This window comes from Mesorhizobium alhagi CCNWXJ12-2, assembly GCF_000236565.1.
GTDB classification, from domain to species: Bacteria; Pseudomonadota; Alphaproteobacteria; order Rhizobiales; family Rhizobiaceae; genus Allomesorhizobium; species Allomesorhizobium alhagi.
The window spans coordinates 1-14584 of the sequence record NZ_AHAM01000004.1 but is presented as its reverse complement, the minus strand read 5'-3'; the positions used below and the strand labels follow the sequence as shown (position 1 = coordinate 14584).

13 protein-coding genes and 1 pseudogene are annotated in these 14584 nt (G+C 62.0%); 10 read left to right on the top strand and 4 right to left on the bottom strand.

Annotated elements, in window-relative coordinates; translation table 11 throughout:
- Positions 1 to 426: FecR domain-containing protein (locus MAXJ12_RS00320; protein WP_139043749.1), on the bottom strand; the 426-nt coding region annotated here is incomplete at its 3' end.
- Between the two features lie 137 nt (positions 427 to 563).
- Here MAXJ12_RS00320 and MAXJ12_RS00315 point away from each other — a divergent pair.
- From MAXJ12_RS00315 to MAXJ12_RS00295, 5 genes and pseudogenes are all read left to right on the top strand, one after another.
- Positions 564 to 1109 carry a Pycsar system effector family protein gene (locus tag MAXJ12_RS00315; protein WP_008833725.1) on the top strand — a complete coding sequence of 182 codons (546 nt, stop codon included), beginning with the start codon at positions 564 to 566 and terminating at the stop codon, positions 1107 to 1109.
- Positions 1110 to 1350: 241 nt separating this feature from the next.
- Positions 1351 to 2800 (top strand): annotated as a pseudogene (locus tag MAXJ12_RS00310) (protein adenylyltransferase SelO family protein).
- A 286-nt stretch (positions 2801 to 3086) separates the two neighbouring features.
- Positions 3087 to 3944 (top strand): helix-turn-helix domain-containing protein, encoded by an 858-nt coding sequence (locus MAXJ12_RS34230; RefSeq protein ID WP_008833722.1) that lies wholly within the window; start codon positions 3087 to 3089, stop codon positions 3942 to 3944.
- A 218-nt stretch (positions 3945 to 4162) separates the two neighbouring features.
- Entirely contained in the window at positions 4163 to 5473 is a 1311-nt protein-coding gene (locus tag MAXJ12_RS00300) for a flavin-dependent oxidoreductase (RefSeq protein ID WP_008833720.1), read from the top strand.
- Entirely contained in the window at positions 5470 to 6639 is a 1170-nt protein-coding gene (locus MAXJ12_RS00295; RefSeq protein ID WP_008833719.1) for an ABC transporter substrate-binding protein, read from the top strand. Before MAXJ12_RS00300 ends, MAXJ12_RS00295 begins: the two co-directional genes overlap by 4 nt.
- Before the next feature lie 222 nt (positions 6640 to 6861).
- On the opposite strand, the gene MAXJ12_RS00290 is transcribed toward MAXJ12_RS00295, so the two are convergent.
- Positions 6862 to 7440, bottom strand: coding sequence for a TetR/AcrR family transcriptional regulator (locus tag MAXJ12_RS00290; protein ID WP_040584454.1), 579 nt, complete (start codon positions 7438 to 7440; stop codon positions 6862 to 6864).
- 69 nt (positions 7441 to 7509) lie between these two features.
- Between MAXJ12_RS00290 and MAXJ12_RS00285 the strand changes: the two genes are divergently transcribed.
- The 4 genes from MAXJ12_RS00285 to MAXJ12_RS00270 all read left to right on the top strand — a co-directional run bounded on the left by MAXJ12_RS00285 (position 7510) and on the right by MAXJ12_RS00270 (position 12007).
- Positions 7510 to 7887: a nuclear transport factor 2 family protein gene (locus MAXJ12_RS00285; protein ID WP_008833717.1), complete on the top strand. Its 378-nt coding sequence runs from the start codon at positions 7510 to 7512 to the stop codon at positions 7885 to 7887.
- A gap of 72 nt (positions 7888 to 7959) precedes the next feature.
- Positions 7960 to 8289: a putative quinol monooxygenase gene (locus tag MAXJ12_RS00280; RefSeq protein ID WP_139043748.1), complete on the top strand. Its 330-nt coding sequence runs from the start codon at positions 7960 to 7962 to the stop codon at positions 8287 to 8289.
- A 93-nt stretch (positions 8290 to 8382) separates the two neighbouring features.
- Complete coding sequence (locus tag MAXJ12_RS00275; RefSeq protein ID WP_008833715.1) at positions 8383 to 8745, top strand: nuclear transport factor 2 family protein; 363 nt, start codon at positions 8383 to 8385, stop codon at positions 8743 to 8745.
- A gap of 241 nt (positions 8746 to 8986) precedes the next feature.
- Positions 8987 to 12007 carry a hypothetical protein gene (locus MAXJ12_RS00270; RefSeq protein WP_202946670.1) on the top strand — a complete coding sequence of 1007 codons (3021 nt, stop codon included), beginning with the start codon at positions 8987 to 8989 and terminating at the stop codon, positions 12005 to 12007.
- 115 nt (positions 12008 to 12122) lie between these two features.
- Here MAXJ12_RS00270 and MAXJ12_RS00265 read toward each other — a convergent pair whose 3' ends face one another.
- Both MAXJ12_RS00265 and MAXJ12_RS00260 read right to left on the bottom strand, forming a co-directional pair.
- On the bottom strand, positions 12123 to 12500 hold the full coding sequence (locus tag MAXJ12_RS00265; protein ID WP_008833713.1) for a hypothetical protein: 378 nt from the start codon (positions 12498 to 12500) through the stop codon (positions 12123 to 12125).
- Between the two features lie 13 nt (positions 12501 to 12513).
- The gene (locus MAXJ12_RS00260) at positions 12514 to 13053 is read right to left on the bottom strand and encodes an invasion associated locus B family protein (RefSeq protein WP_008833712.1); all 540 of its coding nucleotides are present in this window, start codon (positions 13051 to 13053) and stop codon (positions 12514 to 12516) included.
- A 198-nt stretch (positions 13054 to 13251) separates the two neighbouring features.
- Here MAXJ12_RS00260 and MAXJ12_RS00255 point away from each other — a divergent pair.
- The coding region (locus tag MAXJ12_RS00255; RefSeq protein WP_193364330.1) for an inverse autotransporter beta domain-containing protein at positions 13252 to 14584 on the top strand (1333 nt) is incomplete at its 3' end.

The following is a 14584-nucleotide window of genomic DNA, read 5'->3' as shown; positions in this document are numbered from 1 at the left end:
CGTCATCGTCCAGTCGTTTCCGCGGATCGCGGCGGCGGCCGCCGGCGTGTCGACCGTTAGGCCCACGCCGCCGCGCTCGGCTCGTGCCCAGATCGATCCCTGTTCCAGCGAAAACCGCGTGTCCGATCCGCCGCCTATTTCCTTGACTAGAAGCGGCGTGTTGCGGCCGAGGCGCATCTGCGTGCGGTCGGCAAACAAGACCGCAAGCGTGCCGTAGGCATTGGTGCGCAGATAGTCTCCCGCCACCACGTCCTGGCGGAGGTCGACGACCTGCCACGACGAAACGTCGATGAAGCGCACTTCCTCGCCGCTCTTGCGGGCAATGACAGACCCGGCGGCAGGCTGTGCGCGCGGCACGGGCTCGGCCGCCGCCTGCACGCAGGCCAGCGCCGCCAAGGCCAGCGAAATACGAATAGACCCCCGCATGCAGTCCAAAACCCCCACCTGAAGCGGCGTTTATGGCGCTTGCGCAATGAAACTGTCAAACATTCCGTTGCAGCAACCCGTGTAATGCGGCAAACGTTGCCGGCAAGACACAGGCTGGGGAAGCAGGCAAAAGAATCATGGCTGCGATGGAAAAGACGAAGAGCGCTATTTCATGCGCCGATGCGACGGCATTGCCGATGGGGAAAGATTATGTCGACCATCTGAAAAAGATAAACGACACTTTCTATGATCAGATCAAGATCGCCGACCAGAAAGCGGCCTATATCTTCACCTTCATGCTGGCGTTCCTGATAACCTCCGCTGAAGGACGGGCGTCGTTCAAATGGCAGCGCTATGTCGACGGCGAATTTCCTCTTGTGATATTCTCTGCCGCCATGGCGTTGGCGGCGGCATGCGCGCTGGTTTCGGCCATCCTCGTGGTGCTGCCGAGGCGTGGCTTGGGGTCTACCTCGTTGTTTTGGGGTGGCTGGGCTGCGCATCGCGCGGAGGTGATCGAGGCCGGCAGGCGCAACGATCCGGACTTTATCTTCCAGGAGTACCTGGCCAATATCGACAGCCTGTCGCTGATCGCCAAGGTCAAATACCGCTACGTGACGATCGCCTTCCGCTCGCTGACCTTCATGGTGCTGGCTTATCTGCTGCTGCTTCTGGCCGTCAGCTAGCGCTGGCGCGAATCGCAGAAGGCTTTCAATGCAAACGGTCCCGGGCTGGGGAAAGCCAGCGCCGGGACCGTCGGTGCTGCCGCTTACGCAGATACAGAGCGACGCGGGAACCATCGCCTCCGATAGGTGAACGGACGGTAAACCGGCATTGATCCTCTCCGCTGCGCGGCTTGGTCCACCCGCTGTCCGGTTGACATGGCGGCTGCCTGGCTTAGGTCTCAAACAGAAGAGCGGAGGCCCGATGGATAGCCAGAACCTGCCGGCCGGCTATCGGCCCTCGACCAGCCATGCGGCGCTTGGCGACGAATTCTACGACATTGTCGCGCCCGCGCCGTTCCCGAAGCATATACTGCGCTGGCGCAACCAGCGCTGGGCCGAACGCGTCGGGCTGGGAGAACTCGGCGACGATGAGTGGATCGACCATTTACCATTTCGGTCGGTTCCGGCCGTTGCCCGGTACCCACCGGCAGCCGCTTTCGCTGCGCTATCATGGCCATCAGTTTCGCGTCTACAATCCCGAGATCGGCGACGGTCGCGGCTTCCTGTTCGCGCAACTGCACGACCGGGTAGACGGCAGGCTGCTCGATCTCGGCACCAAGGGCAGCGGCCGCACGCCATGGTCGCGAACGGCCGACGGCCGCCTGACTCTAAAGGGCGGCGTCCGCGAGATATTGGCGACAGAGATGCTGGAGGCGCTCGGCGTCAACACCTCCAAATCCTTCAGCCTGATCGAAACCGGCGAAGCCTTGATGCGCGGCGACGAACCATCTCCGACGCGGTCCGCGGTGCTGGTCAGGCTCAGCCATTCGCATGTCCGCATCGGCAGCTTCCAGCGCCTGCTCTATCTCGACCGCAAGGACGACATCGCCAAGCTGCTCGATTATTCGATCAGAACCTATATGCCGGAAATCTGGCGCGACGACCTCGCCGGCCGGGCGGTCGCCTTCGTCGAGAATGTCGGCAGGCTGGTGGCGCGGACCGGCGCCGAACTGATGGTCGCCGGCTTCGTGCACGGTGTTCTGAATACCGACAACATCAACATCACCGGCGAGAGCTTCGACTACGGCCCGTGGCGCTTCCTGCCGACACTGCAGCCTGGCTTCACCGCCGCCTATTTCGACCATCAGGGCCTCTATGCCTATGGCCGGCAGCCCGACACGCTGCTCTGGAATATGACGCGCCTCGCCGAATGCTTTTTGCCGGTCGCGCAGCAGAGCGAGCTGGAACGGGTGCTTGGCGGCTTCGGCCAGGCATTCCAGGCGGAGTTTTCTAAGAACCTGCTTCGCCGGCTGGGGCTTGCTTCGGCTTCCGAAGAAAGTGCGGCCGCCCTGGCGCAGGCATGGTGGCAGTTCCTGATCGCCAGCAAGGCGCCCTTCGAACAGGCCTTCTTTGACTGGTATGGCGGGCTCGCAAGCAGCGCCCGCGCCGAGGCCGGCCCGTCCGCCGAGTTTTACGCGATGGAGAGCTTCGCTCCGGTCCGCGCCGCCTTTGCCCAGTTGCAGCCGGCGAACGAGGCCGCGCTCCGCCATCCGTATTTTTCACGGCAACGGCCATGCACCATGCTGATCGACGAGGTCGAGGGGCTGTGGGACCCGATCGCCGGAAGCGACGACTGGTCGGCTTTCGAAGCCAAGATCGCCGCGGTTCGCGAAATGGGCGAGGCGCTCGGCAACCGGCCTGCTCAGCCTTAGAACGTTTCCATCCAGACTGATGCTGCCCCTCACCGCTACCGACTGAATGTCGATTCCCTCCTCGACCGAATTTCCCGACCCGATCAGTCGGGACGGCCTTTCGGGGGCCTGGAAAGTTTGTCTAGGCAAGTTGCCAAACGCTGAAATCATGAAAATGCCAATCTGACATTCTATATCGGCATGCATCGTGAGCTCGGGCGTAAGGCGCATGCTTTGCCGACTCCGCTCGCATACTTGTAATATCTCGGACGTGCTCCGCGCCATGCAACGACTAACGACAAGTGCAGTGGCTCTGTACGGCGGCGAGCGGCGCCATCGCATTGCTCTGCAGCGCCTCAATGTCACCTATGCGTGGTTGCCGCCCTTCGAGGGCGCATCGAAGACGATCCCCAACAGATTGGAAGTGGTGTTCTCGCGTCACCCGCGGGTGGCGATTGAGCAGGCCGGAACAACCCTGGACGTCGATGTTGCAGCGGGCGGGTTCTATGTGGTCGGGCCGGAGCCCACGACGCTGCTGAGGGTGCCGGAATTCAGCGACACGCTCGAAATATATCCCGACACGACCCTGCTGGAGACTGCCGCTGTGGAAAACGGACAATCGGGTTTTGTCCTGCATCCGACGCTCGGCAAAGATCCGAGCCCTCGCATCGCCGCTGACAGAACGATGCTGGCGTTGGCGCATGTGCTTCGACAAGCTTGCCTGGGACAGCGGAAATTGTCGCCCATCGAGGCAAGTACGCTGGAACACCTCTTGGCGGCTCACATGGTCGGCAGCGCCACCTCGCGGCGCGGAAGTGGCAAACTGCCGCCAATATCATTGAAACGCGTGCTGGACCGGATCGAGGATGAACTCGACCAACCCTTGACCTTGGACCAGCTTGCCGGAGAGGCCTGCTTGAGCGCGTTCCATTTCGCCCGATCCTTCAAGAGTTCAACCGGCCTGGCGCCGCACAAATACGTCCTCGCGCGCAAGATCGAACGCGCCAAACAGCAGCTGATGACGACCAACCGTACCGTGGGAGAGATCGCCACGTCGCTTGGATTCGAAAATCTGCACCACTTCCGCCGTCAATTTCGAGCCCAGTTGGGCGTATTGCCCGGCATGCTCCGCGATGTGACCCGCGGATCGCTTCAGATGGCTTAGCGCCGGCCCCAGAAGAGCAAGAATCGAGCCTGCGCCATCTTTTCTCGTTTGGCATTCTTCGGGCCAACAGCAAGCGCCGTCGCCGGCGCTTTTGCCATGTATTTTACCGGAGGCCGGCATGAAGAAGTCTGCACCTAGCGACGCACAGGCGATAATCGCCAGCCCGGCCTGTACGGGGAATCTCAAAGCAGCCGGGATCTGAAGTGCGCGTTTGACCCATGAAAGTACTGGTTGCGGGCGCTGGCATCGGGGGGCTCACCAGCGCGCTTTTTCTTCACAGGGCAGGTATCGAGGTCCAGCTCTTCGAGCAGGCGGAGACTGTGCGCGAACTCGGCGTCGGCATCAACATGCTGCCGCACGCTGTGCGGGAACTGACAGCGCTCGGCCTGCTCGAAGAGCTGGACCGGACCGGAATCCGCACCGGTGAGCTCATCTATGCCAATCGGTTCGGACAGGCCGTGTGGCAGGAGCCGCGCGGCGTCGCGGCCGGCTACGCCTACCCTCAGTTCAGCATCCATCGCGGCCAGTTGCTCGGTCTTCTCCACCGTGCTGTCCATGACCGGCTGGGGGAGGATGCCATCCACACCGACCGCAGGCTGGTCGGGTTCGAGCAGCGCGGCAAGCGGATACTTGCGCGCTTCCAAGACCGTTCAGGCAGGAGACATGACGCGGAGGGCGATTTCCTGGTCGGCGCCGACGGAATCCATTCGAGGGTGCGGGCGATCCTCTACCCGGACGAGGGTCCGCCGGTCTGGAGCGGCATCATGCTGTGGCGCGGCATGGCCGAATGGCCGACATGGCGCGACGGCCGCACCATGCTGATTGCGGGCGGCAACGCGGCGAAATTCGTCTTCTATCCGATCGCCTCCATGCCGGGCGCGCCGGGACGCCGGCTGACCAACTGGGCTGTCATGGCTCGCGTCGCCGAACACGCCTCCACTCCGCCATGCCGCGAGGACTGGAACCGGCCGGGCGTTCTTGAGGAAGCCCTGCCTTTCGTGCGCGACCGTTTCCAACTGGATTTCCTCGATCCGGTCGCGCTGATCCGGTCAGCGCCGACATTCTACGAGTATCCCAATTGCGACCGCGACCCGCTGCCACGCTGGTCGTTCCGCCGCGTGACGCTGCTCGGCGATGCGGCGCATCCGATGTATCCGGTGGGATCGAACGGCGCCAGCCAGGCCATTCTCGACTCGCGCAGCCTTGCTGGACATGTCGAGGCTCAGGCCGATGTCGAGGCGGCACTCGCCGCCTATGATGCGGAGCGCCGCCCGGCGACAGCCGAGATCGTGCTCTCCAACCGCCAGGGAGGCCCGGAGCGGGTCATCGACCTGGTAGAAGCACGCGCGCCCCATGGCTTTGACGATCTCGACAATGTCGCGGGGTATGAGGAGCGGCAGGCCGTGGTGCGCGGCTACGCCTCGCTCGCCGGATATTCCAAGTCCCAGGTCAACAGGGCGCGTGGCATCGACGGCGACAAACCGCCGGGACGGGAGGGCGACATTTCCAAGCAAGGGAGAAGATCATGACCAAAGCGTTGCTCGCCGGAGCGGCGATCACGTTCGCACTCGCCGCGCCGGCTTTTGCCGAAACATTGAAGATCGGTTTCCTGACCACGCTTTCCGGCCCTATGGCGCCGATCGGGCAGCACGCCCGCGACGGCTTTCTCCTCGCCGTCGAGCAGCGCGGCGGCAAATTGGGCGGGCTGGAGACGGAGGTGGTCGTGCAGGACGACTCCCTCAAGCCGGAATTGGCTGTCGGCCATGCGCAGAAGTTCATCGAGGGCGACCAGGTGCATTTCGTGGTCGGGATGATCGCGTCCAATATCCTGCAGGCGGTGTTTCAGCCGATCGCAGAGAGCGAGACATTCATGATCGGCGTCAACGCCGGCACGTCCATCTACGCCGGGGCCAAATGCAATCCCTTCTTCTTCTCCACCTCCTCGGAAAACAACCAGGTGCCGGAGACGATGGGCAAGCATGCGCAGGATGCGGGATACCGGCGGGTGGTGATGATGGTTCCCAACTACCAGGGCGGCCGCGACGCCGCCGAAGGCTTCCGGCGGCACTATAGGGGCGAGGTGCTGGAGGAGATCTACGTGCCGCTTGGCCAACTCGATTTTGCAGCCGAGTTGTCGCAAATACGGGCGCTCGATCCCGACGCGTTGCTGGTCTTCATGCCGGGCGGCATGGGCATCACGCTGGTGCGGCAGTTCAGCCAGTCGGGCATGGCAGAGAGCCTGCCGTTCCTGTCGGTCTGGACTGTCGACGAGACCACGCTGCCCGCCACGCAGGAAGCGGCCGCCGGGCTCTACAGTGCTTCCCAATGGGCGCCCGATCTAAACGTGGAGACCAACCGGCAGTTCGTCCGCTCATTCGAGGCCGAATACGGCTATGCGCCGTCGGCGTTCGCCTCGCAGGCCTATGACGCCGCGCTGCTGATCGATTCGGCCGTGACCGCGGCCGAGCACAATCTAGCCGATAAGGACGCGCTTCGGCAGGCGCTTCGGGCCGCGGACTTCTCGTCCACGCGCGGCAGCTTCCGCTACAACACAAACCATTTCCCTATCCAGGACTTCTACCTCGTCCAGGCCGAGCAGCGTTCCGACGGCACTTATGCCACCGCGATCCGGAACAAGATTTTCGACGACCATGCCGACCAGAAGGCGGCCGAATGTCCGATGGCCACGGAGTAGATGTCGTGAAGACATGGAAGGCAATCAGCGCTGGTCGCGCCCCAACGGCTGCTGTCGAGGAACGCCAGAAGCTGCGTCCGCCCTCGGCCCAGAGCGACCACTGAAACGCGATTGCTAAAAGCTTCGATCAAACCCGAAAGCGGCGGCCTTCAAGCCACGCGGTGGACTCGTGCGGCAGTTGCGCCATCGATACGGCGCGTTCGTGGTTTGGTGGAACGGCGGTCAACCACGGTTCAGAAGTCTGGCTATCCCTTCCCGGACAAGAGCGGGAATCTTTTCGGGATCGTCGAGATACGCGCTTTCCAGTAGGCCGTCCGAAAGGGCAACGAGAAGGGAAGCGGTGATGGAAGGAGCAGGATCGCCGTCCTCTGCAAGAAGATCACGGAGACTGTCGTGATACCACGTGCGGCGCGCATCGATTGCCCGCCGCACCGGGCTGGCCGGATCGGGGTATTCCGCTGCTGCGTTAAGGAAGGGACACCCCCGCCAGCCCCCCACGACCACGGCCTCGCCGATGCGCCCCATAATGGCTGCGATCATTTCCCGTGGCGGCTGCTTTGGCAGCACGGCCACTGCCGCTCGCCCGAGCCGGTCCTGCTCTTCGATATAGGCTAGGACAAGTTCATCTTTCGACGGAAAATGCTTGTAGAACGTGGCCTTGGCGACGCCTGCCTCCGCGATAATGCGGTCGATGCCCACAGCATGGATGCCCTCTGTGTAAAAAAGCCGGGTCGCGGTATCGAGCAGCCGACGGCGCGGTGGACTTGCTTCAGAAGGGCTGGGAGAAGTTCTTTGGTCCATCGCTTGACTCTAACAGACAGGTCTGTATATTGCAATTGGCATACAGACCTGTCTGTATAGGAGGCAAACATGCAATCGAATGAAACAGCCGAAGTCATCCGCCGGTTCAACCAGGCGTTTGAGGAACACAACCCCGCGATTTTCGAAGACCTGGTTGCACCGGATTGCGTCATGGAATCGATCCAGCCCGCGCCGAACGGCACGCGCTACGAAGGCTACGAGGTGAATCTAGCGTTCTGGCAGGCCATGGCGGTCGACCGCGTAAACCGCTTCGAGGTCGAAGATACCGCCGTGATGGGCGACCGCGCCAACATCCGCTGGCGTTTTCATTTCGGCGGAGGTGGCTCGGTCCGCGGCGTCAGCCTGATGCGTGTCCATGACGGTCGGATCGTCGAAGCACTGGCTTATGCCAAAACACCGGGTCAATCGGCCCCTTTGCCCGAGTAACCGCTTCATCACCCGGCGGCAGACTGCGGGAGATGGACTACCGATCATGCTTCAATGGGAGGAGGAACGCTGGTGATCATCATAGCTGGATACACACGCGCCGAACGGCAAAAACGCGACGCTGCCGTAGAGGCGTTCGCCGAAATGGCCCGACGGGCCAGGAAGCAGGAGGGCTGTCTCGACCTGTCAATCAGTTCCGACTCGGTCGATCCGGAGCGGATCAATATCTTCGAATGTTGGCGCGACCAGCAGGCCTGGAATGCTTGGCGTAAAATCGCGAAAGCTCCACGGGTGGCTCTGCGCGAGGCCCACGTCAAACTTTACCGCAGCGACAAAGCCGAGGAGCCATTCTCACGCAATCCACGCCGCCGAAGCAGTTCGCGCATTGGCAACTCACAGTAACGCCGGCGGTGGTGACCAGTCTTGTTCAACAGCCATGGACCAGCCACGCGCTCGGGATCGACGGCGGCTACATGGCTCAATGAGGTGAGGCAAATGACAACTGAAAGCGAAGCTACCCGCGAGATCTTGGAACGCTTCAATGGCGCGTTTGAGGCGCATCGCCCCGAAGACCTCGATGATCTGATCGGAGAGGGCTGCGTTCTGGAGAACACAACGCCTGCTCCGGATGGCGCGCGTTATGAAGGACGTGAGGCTTGCCTCAATTTCTGGAAGGGAGTGGCATCGTCCGCCGACCTTGTCTTCAAAGCTGAGGAAATCTTCGCGATGGGCGACCGCGGGATCATCCGCTGGCAACTCCGCTGGAGCCAGCGCGAGGCGGACCGGACTCGAGGCGTTAACATCATGCGCGTTCGCGACGGAAAGATCGTCGAAGCTCTGGGATACATGAAGGGATAGGAGCACCTCTCCACAAACGACCTCGCGGCATCCGAAGGCCCATCAGGCTTGAGCCGCTGCCTCAATGTGACGGGGTCGGGCCTCGCCGCTGGCCAGCGCATGCGCCAGGACCCAATTTCTCTGGGGGAGCACAGGGAAGATCACCTATTGGCTCTCAGCTGGCAATACGTGCTGTGGCCACGCCCGCCATCAACCGACCCGGTCTGCGGCGGCGTGGGCCGGCTAATTAGGATGGATTTTTGTGGGCTTGGGCATTTTGCGGGTTGGCCGCTCGATACATTCGGCGCATCGTCGGCAGGGGGCCAAAATCATGATGATGCGTTGGATTAAAGCCGTTACCTCGGGCCTGGCGGTTTTGGGACTTGCCGCGACAAACGCGCTGGCGGGAAGCTGCCTCGCGGAGCGCCCCGAGCCACTGATCCCTGTCGATCTTGATATCTGCAATTCGCTGGAAGCCGATATCCGCAATCCTTCCGGCTTCCTTCTCGACGTCTACGAGGAAAAGCTCAATGGGTTTCTGGGGCACTATTGCCATCGAAACGCTGAGAGTGGCTGGGTGCGTGACAAGTCGATAAGGGATACCGGACCCTTTACCGCCGCCCTCGACAACGGGCGATGGCAAGGCAGCTATCATGGCACGCATGCACCCGTTGTCATCTGGTATTCGCCCGAAATGCTCGATTGGCTGGTAACCAATCGTACCACCGAAAGTCCCGCGCCAGACAACCCACCTCCGGTGCCGAAGGGCGCCGTTATGATCAAGGAGATGTTTCCAGCGCCCGCCGGCGATTGCGCCGGCGTCGATCCCCTGCACCTGTTCCCGACAAATGGCGCGGCCGTCATGGTGCGTGACCCGGACGCCTCATTCGATGGCTGGTTCTGGGGCTGGTACGGCTTTGGCGCGTCGAGCGGCTGGGCGCCTGACTGGCCGGCAGGCAAGGACAATTCCATTCCCAACATGGGATTTGCCCAATACTGCATGAATTGCCACGCTTCGGCGGAAAACAACCTCACCTTCGCCTCGCCAAAAAATATTGAAGGTCAGCCCGGCAGGCCGCTGGTGTTCCTGAGCCAGAATTTCTTTGATGAACAGCCAGCGCTCAGCCATCATGAAACAGTCAGTCCGCCAGACAAAGGGGTGTTGCGGCTCGGCAGACCCCATGACACGGCCGATATGGCCGTGATCGACGCGCTGATGGCCTATACCAGGACGCTGCCGCCCGACGAAAGCGTTGCGCCCATGCCGTCGCAGACTTACGACAATAGCTGGGTCAGTGCCGGGGGCCCGAAAGCCGCCGATACGTTCCTTACATCCAGCCAATGCCTTGGGTGCCATGATGCGGGCAGCACGGGCCTGCAGTTCGACATGACCAAGCCCAACCCGCACGGCAACGATCTGGCCAATCTCTCACCTTACGCCACATGGCGCACCTCGCCGATGGGGCTTGCTGGACGTGATCCGTTCTTTTTTGCCCAAATGGCCAGCGAAACCCAAACCTTCCACGCAAAATCCGCGTCGCTTGTCGAAACCACCTGCCTTGGCTGCCACGGCGTCACGGGCGAACGCCAGTTCAATATCGACACGAAGGCGGCAGGCGGCGCCTGCGCTCCCTTCCGGCGCTCGGTCCTCGATACTATGCCCTGGGCAGATGGGGGGAATGGTCTAGATCTCGCCAAATACGCGATGCTCGCCCGCGACGGGGTTTCCTGCACCGCCTGCCATCGCATCGCCTTGGGAGACAGGGCGACGGATGAACAGGCGGCGGCCCCCGAGAATGCCTGCGTCGCAGAGCGTCAGGCCTTGCTCAATCCCGACAATACCGGTTTTGCCCGCACTTTTACCGGCAGTTTCCTCGTCGGTCCGCCCGATAATGTGATCGGGCCGTTCGAGAAGCCGCGGACCAAACCCATGGAACATGCCATGGGCATCACTCCCCAACATCACAACACGATATCCAGCTCCGAAATATGCGGAAGCTGTCACACGGTGCATCTGCCTGTGCTCAGGGATGGGGAAGTCCTGGGTCATATCTATGAACAAACCACCTATCCCGAATGGGCTTTCAGCGCCTATCGCACCGGTGCCACGCCGGATGGCGCTTTGCCCATGGGACCGGGCGCCGACCCCAAATCCTGTCAGGAGTGCCACATGCCGAGCCGGGACGCCAACGGCGTGCCCTATCGCTCCAAGATGGCCAGCATTCAAGAGTATTCCAACTTTCCCCAGGCGGAGCATAATCTGCCGCCCGAGCAGATCGATCTGCCGGTCCGCGATGGCTTTGCCCTGCATACGCTCGTCGGTCTCAACGTGTTCCTGATCGAGATCGCCCAGCAGTTTCCCGACCTCCTGGGCATCCCCACCCACGATCCGATGCTTGGCGCCAAGGGCACCGATCCCTTGCTGCGAACCGAGCAGGCCATGCTCGAACAGGCCCGGGACCAGACGGCAACTATAAGCATTTCCGATATTCGGATCGACGATACTCATCTCCATGCGAGGGTGGACGTCGTGAACAAAGCCGGCCACAAATTTCCATCCGGGGTCGGCTTCCGGCGAGCGTTCCTCGAATTTTCCGTCCTCGACGCAAAAGGCGAAGTGCTTTGGCGTTCCGGACGCACCAATGCCGCCGGCGCACTGGTCGACGACGACGGCCTGCCACTTGCCGGCGAATACTGGTGGCAAAGCGACTGCTCGGCGCGCGTCGAACCGGAAAAGCGCCTGCACCAGCCCCACTACGAAACCATCACCAGCCAGTCCCAGGCACAGATATACCAGGAACTCGTTGCCGCGCCTGGCGGGGAGACGCCGATCTGTGGCCCCGGCTCGACACCGTCGGGCGAGTTGACGACGAGCTTTCTTTCGATCTGCACCACCGTGAAAGACAACCGTATCTTCCCGAAAGGCTACCTTGGGCTGAATGAGCGGCTGCAAATCGCCAAAGCTTTGGGCGCCGGTGAAGACCTCGCCCGCGAGGCCGGGGCGGTCGGCGTCGGGAGCGACGCTGCCTACGAGCAAGGCGGCTCCGATAGCTTGGATTACGAGATCGAACTTGCCGAGCTCGCAGAAGCACCTGCCAGCGTCCAATCGACGCTCTATTACCAGGCAGCCCCGCCCTTCTACTTGCAGGATCGCTTCTGTACGGCCTCGGGAAGCGATGTCGAGCGTCTTCGCTACATGGTCGGTCGCCTCAACCTCAATGATACGCCGGCAGAGGGCTGGAAGCTGATAATAGCCACATCAGGAGCCGTGCCTGTACGCTGAGGTGGCGGCATTCATTCTGGCAAAGGCAGTGGTCGATAGAGACGCGACGCGCGCTTGTGGGTCGCCTATGCCCAGGTCTGCTTTTGGCGGGGCCGCATTGCGCGGCATCATGGAGTTAGCTCTTGCGCCTGGGGACGCTGACGATCCGGGGTACCCGGAAGGCCAGGGGATGCGCATCGACCGGCTGCCGCGGCGCGCCCGGCGGTTCGATCTCCTGCACCGGCAGCCGCAAATAGGCACCGTCCCGTATACCTTGAAAAGTCTGTTCGACCACGGTGCTGAAGCCCCCGCCATGCATGCCGCTCAGGAACGCCAGCGTATAAGCGGCCCTGCCGGAAAAGGAGAACGAGCAGTTGTCGAAAGAGCATCCCGAGAGCACCGGCGGGATCCCTCCACCGTAATCCAGTTCACAGCGTTCGAAAGTGCAGTTCTCGAAACACTTGCCGTCGAGCGAGAGTTGCTTGCCACGATAGGTCTTGCCGGTTTCGTGCACGCTGGTCCGGCCCCTATTGGACGGCGTCCAGCTTGTCGATCGCAGCGGTAAAACCGTTCAGGGACAAGGGAATGGCGACAGGCTTTCGCGTAACCGACTCCATGCCTATGTTCAGATTGGTGCCGGTCTTCAAGGCGGTGATGAGCGCTGCGTCGAGGGGTACCGCCGCATAGGCGCCATTCTGGTCACTGGTCTGGATGGCCACCGCTTTCTTTTCGCCCGCGTCGATCTGGTAGGAGGCGCCGGAGGGGATGAACAGGTCGTGCGGAAGCGCAAGCAGCATGGCCATCGCCCCGTCCTTCGCCTGCTTCCTGATCGTCACCGTCAATACCCGCTGTCCGGTCTTGGCTTCGGTCAGGTTCTGCGACATCTGGCATTCGAGCGCGCCGCCACTGGCCCCGCTGGCGCAATTCACGACCCATGCATTTACAGGCTTCTCTAGCGCTTCCGCCTTGGGCGTCTCCTGCGCGAATGCGAGGTCTCCCGTGCCGGCTGCAAGCGCCAACATGGCGGCCGCATATCTTGAAAACGAGCCTGCGTTGCTGGACTTCATAATTCGCGATCCATTCGAAGTCGGCCAGTTCTGGCGCGACGCTTCATGGTGCGAATTAGTACAGTTCTTATTTGCGAGAGGGAAGACCGGCGGTTGCTGTAAATGATTTTGCCGAATGTGGCGGTAATGCCACATGAACCCGGCTTTTCCATGTCGATCTACCGGTTCCCGCAGTTCTCACTCGCACACCGAAGCAAAATGTTTACAGTGCGCAATGCGGAGTTGTGCAAAGGGGCGGTAAGGCATGCATTCCGGGGGGCGTCGCGCCATACACGATCGCGTTCAGCGTGTGCGATTGATCGCGCCCGTTTCGACCGGCTCGGCTGGCACGATTTCTCGCGGCATCTGTGGAAAACCTCGGCTCTCTCCACCATCGCAATCGCCAGTTCGGGCGCTGCTGCTGCGGCGCAGGAAGGCGTTCTGTGGCAGCCGCAGGTACAGACCATCATCGGCGCGGATGAGCAGGGCGCCTACTCCTCGCTCGAAGGCTTCATCCCGCTAGCGCAGACGCCCGATTCAGTCCTGTTCCTCGATTTGCGTCTCAGGCATGACTTTTCCAACGGCACCGGCGGCGACGTCGGCCTCGGCTTTCGCCATGTGGTCGATCCCGACCTCATTCTCGGCGGCTATGCCTATCTGAATGTCGATCGCTTCGACGGGCATCAGTATACCGGCGCTACGGTCGGCCTCGAGGCGATCGCCACGAACTTCGATGCCCATGTCAACGTCCACCTGCCGTTCGGCGATACTTCCGAAACGACCTCCAGTTCGTCGTCGAGCCTGTCTCTGGTCGGCAATCAGCTCCTCGAGCAAATCTCGACCATCAACAGCCGCGATTACGCGTCCTGGGGCATAGAGGGCGAGTTCGGCGTGCAGGCGCCCTTGGACCTGCCTGAGGACCATTCGCTTCGGCTGCATGTCGGCGGCTATCATTTCGACGATGTGGACGACATCGCCGATAGCATTACTGGCGCAAAGGCCGGTTTCGAATACAAGATCGGCGGCGTTTTCGGCGACAGCGGCGCATCCGTGGTGTTCGGCGGCGAGGTCCGCCACGACAATCGCGACGGAACCCATTTCGCCGGCTCGGTGCGGTTGACGATCCCGCTCGGCGGAGCCGAGCGCACCGACACCAGCCCCGAGCCCGCCTATGCTGTCAGCGAGGGCCTGCGCAAGCGCGCCAACGACCGCGTTCGCGGCGATATCGGCGTGCGGGTCGACACGGTCGAAAGCAGCAGCTCCTTCAGCCGTCGAGCAATAAACGCGCAGACGGGCAGGGCCTTTGGCCTGTTTTTCGCCGCCGATGGTGAAAATACGCTCGGCCTGGGCACGCTCGGAGACCCAACCACGCTCGACGACGCGGTCACGAAGGCAGGGGTCAATGGCTTCGTCGTCGCGCTAGGCGGCTCCGGCAATCTCCTGACCGAAGGCGTCACGCTGCAAAACGGCCAGACCGTCATCGGCGGCGGACAGTCGGTCCAGGCGCTGTTGTTCAGCGGCGCGACGACGTCTTTCGGTTTCGGCGGCAGCA

Coding starts and splice junctions, on each gene's coding strand:
- MAXJ12_RS00295 (WP_008833719.1), top strand. CDS start 5,470: ATGACCAAAGCGTTGCTCGCCGGAGCGGCGATCACGTTCGCACTCGCC.
- MAXJ12_RS00300 (WP_008833720.1), top strand. CDS start 4,163: ATGAAAGTACTGGTTGCGGGCGCTGGCATCGGGGGGCTCACCAGCGCG.
- MAXJ12_RS00290 (WP_040584454.1), bottom strand. CDS start 7,440: ATGGACCAAAGAACTTCTCCCAGCCCTTCTGAAGCAAGTCCACCGCGC.
- MAXJ12_RS00260 (WP_008833712.1), bottom strand. CDS start 13,053: ATGAAGTCCAGCAACGCAGGCTCGTTTTCAAGATATGCGGCCGCCATG.
- MAXJ12_RS00315 (WP_008833725.1), top strand. CDS start 564: ATGGCTGCGATGGAAAAGACGAAGAGCGCTATTTCATGCGCCGATGCG.
- MAXJ12_RS00275 (WP_008833715.1), top strand. CDS start 8,383: ATGACAACTGAAAGCGAAGCTACCCGCGAGATCTTGGAACGCTTCAAT.
- MAXJ12_RS00285 (WP_008833717.1), top strand. CDS start 7,510: ATGCAATCGAATGAAACAGCCGAAGTCATCCGCCGGTTCAACCAGGCG.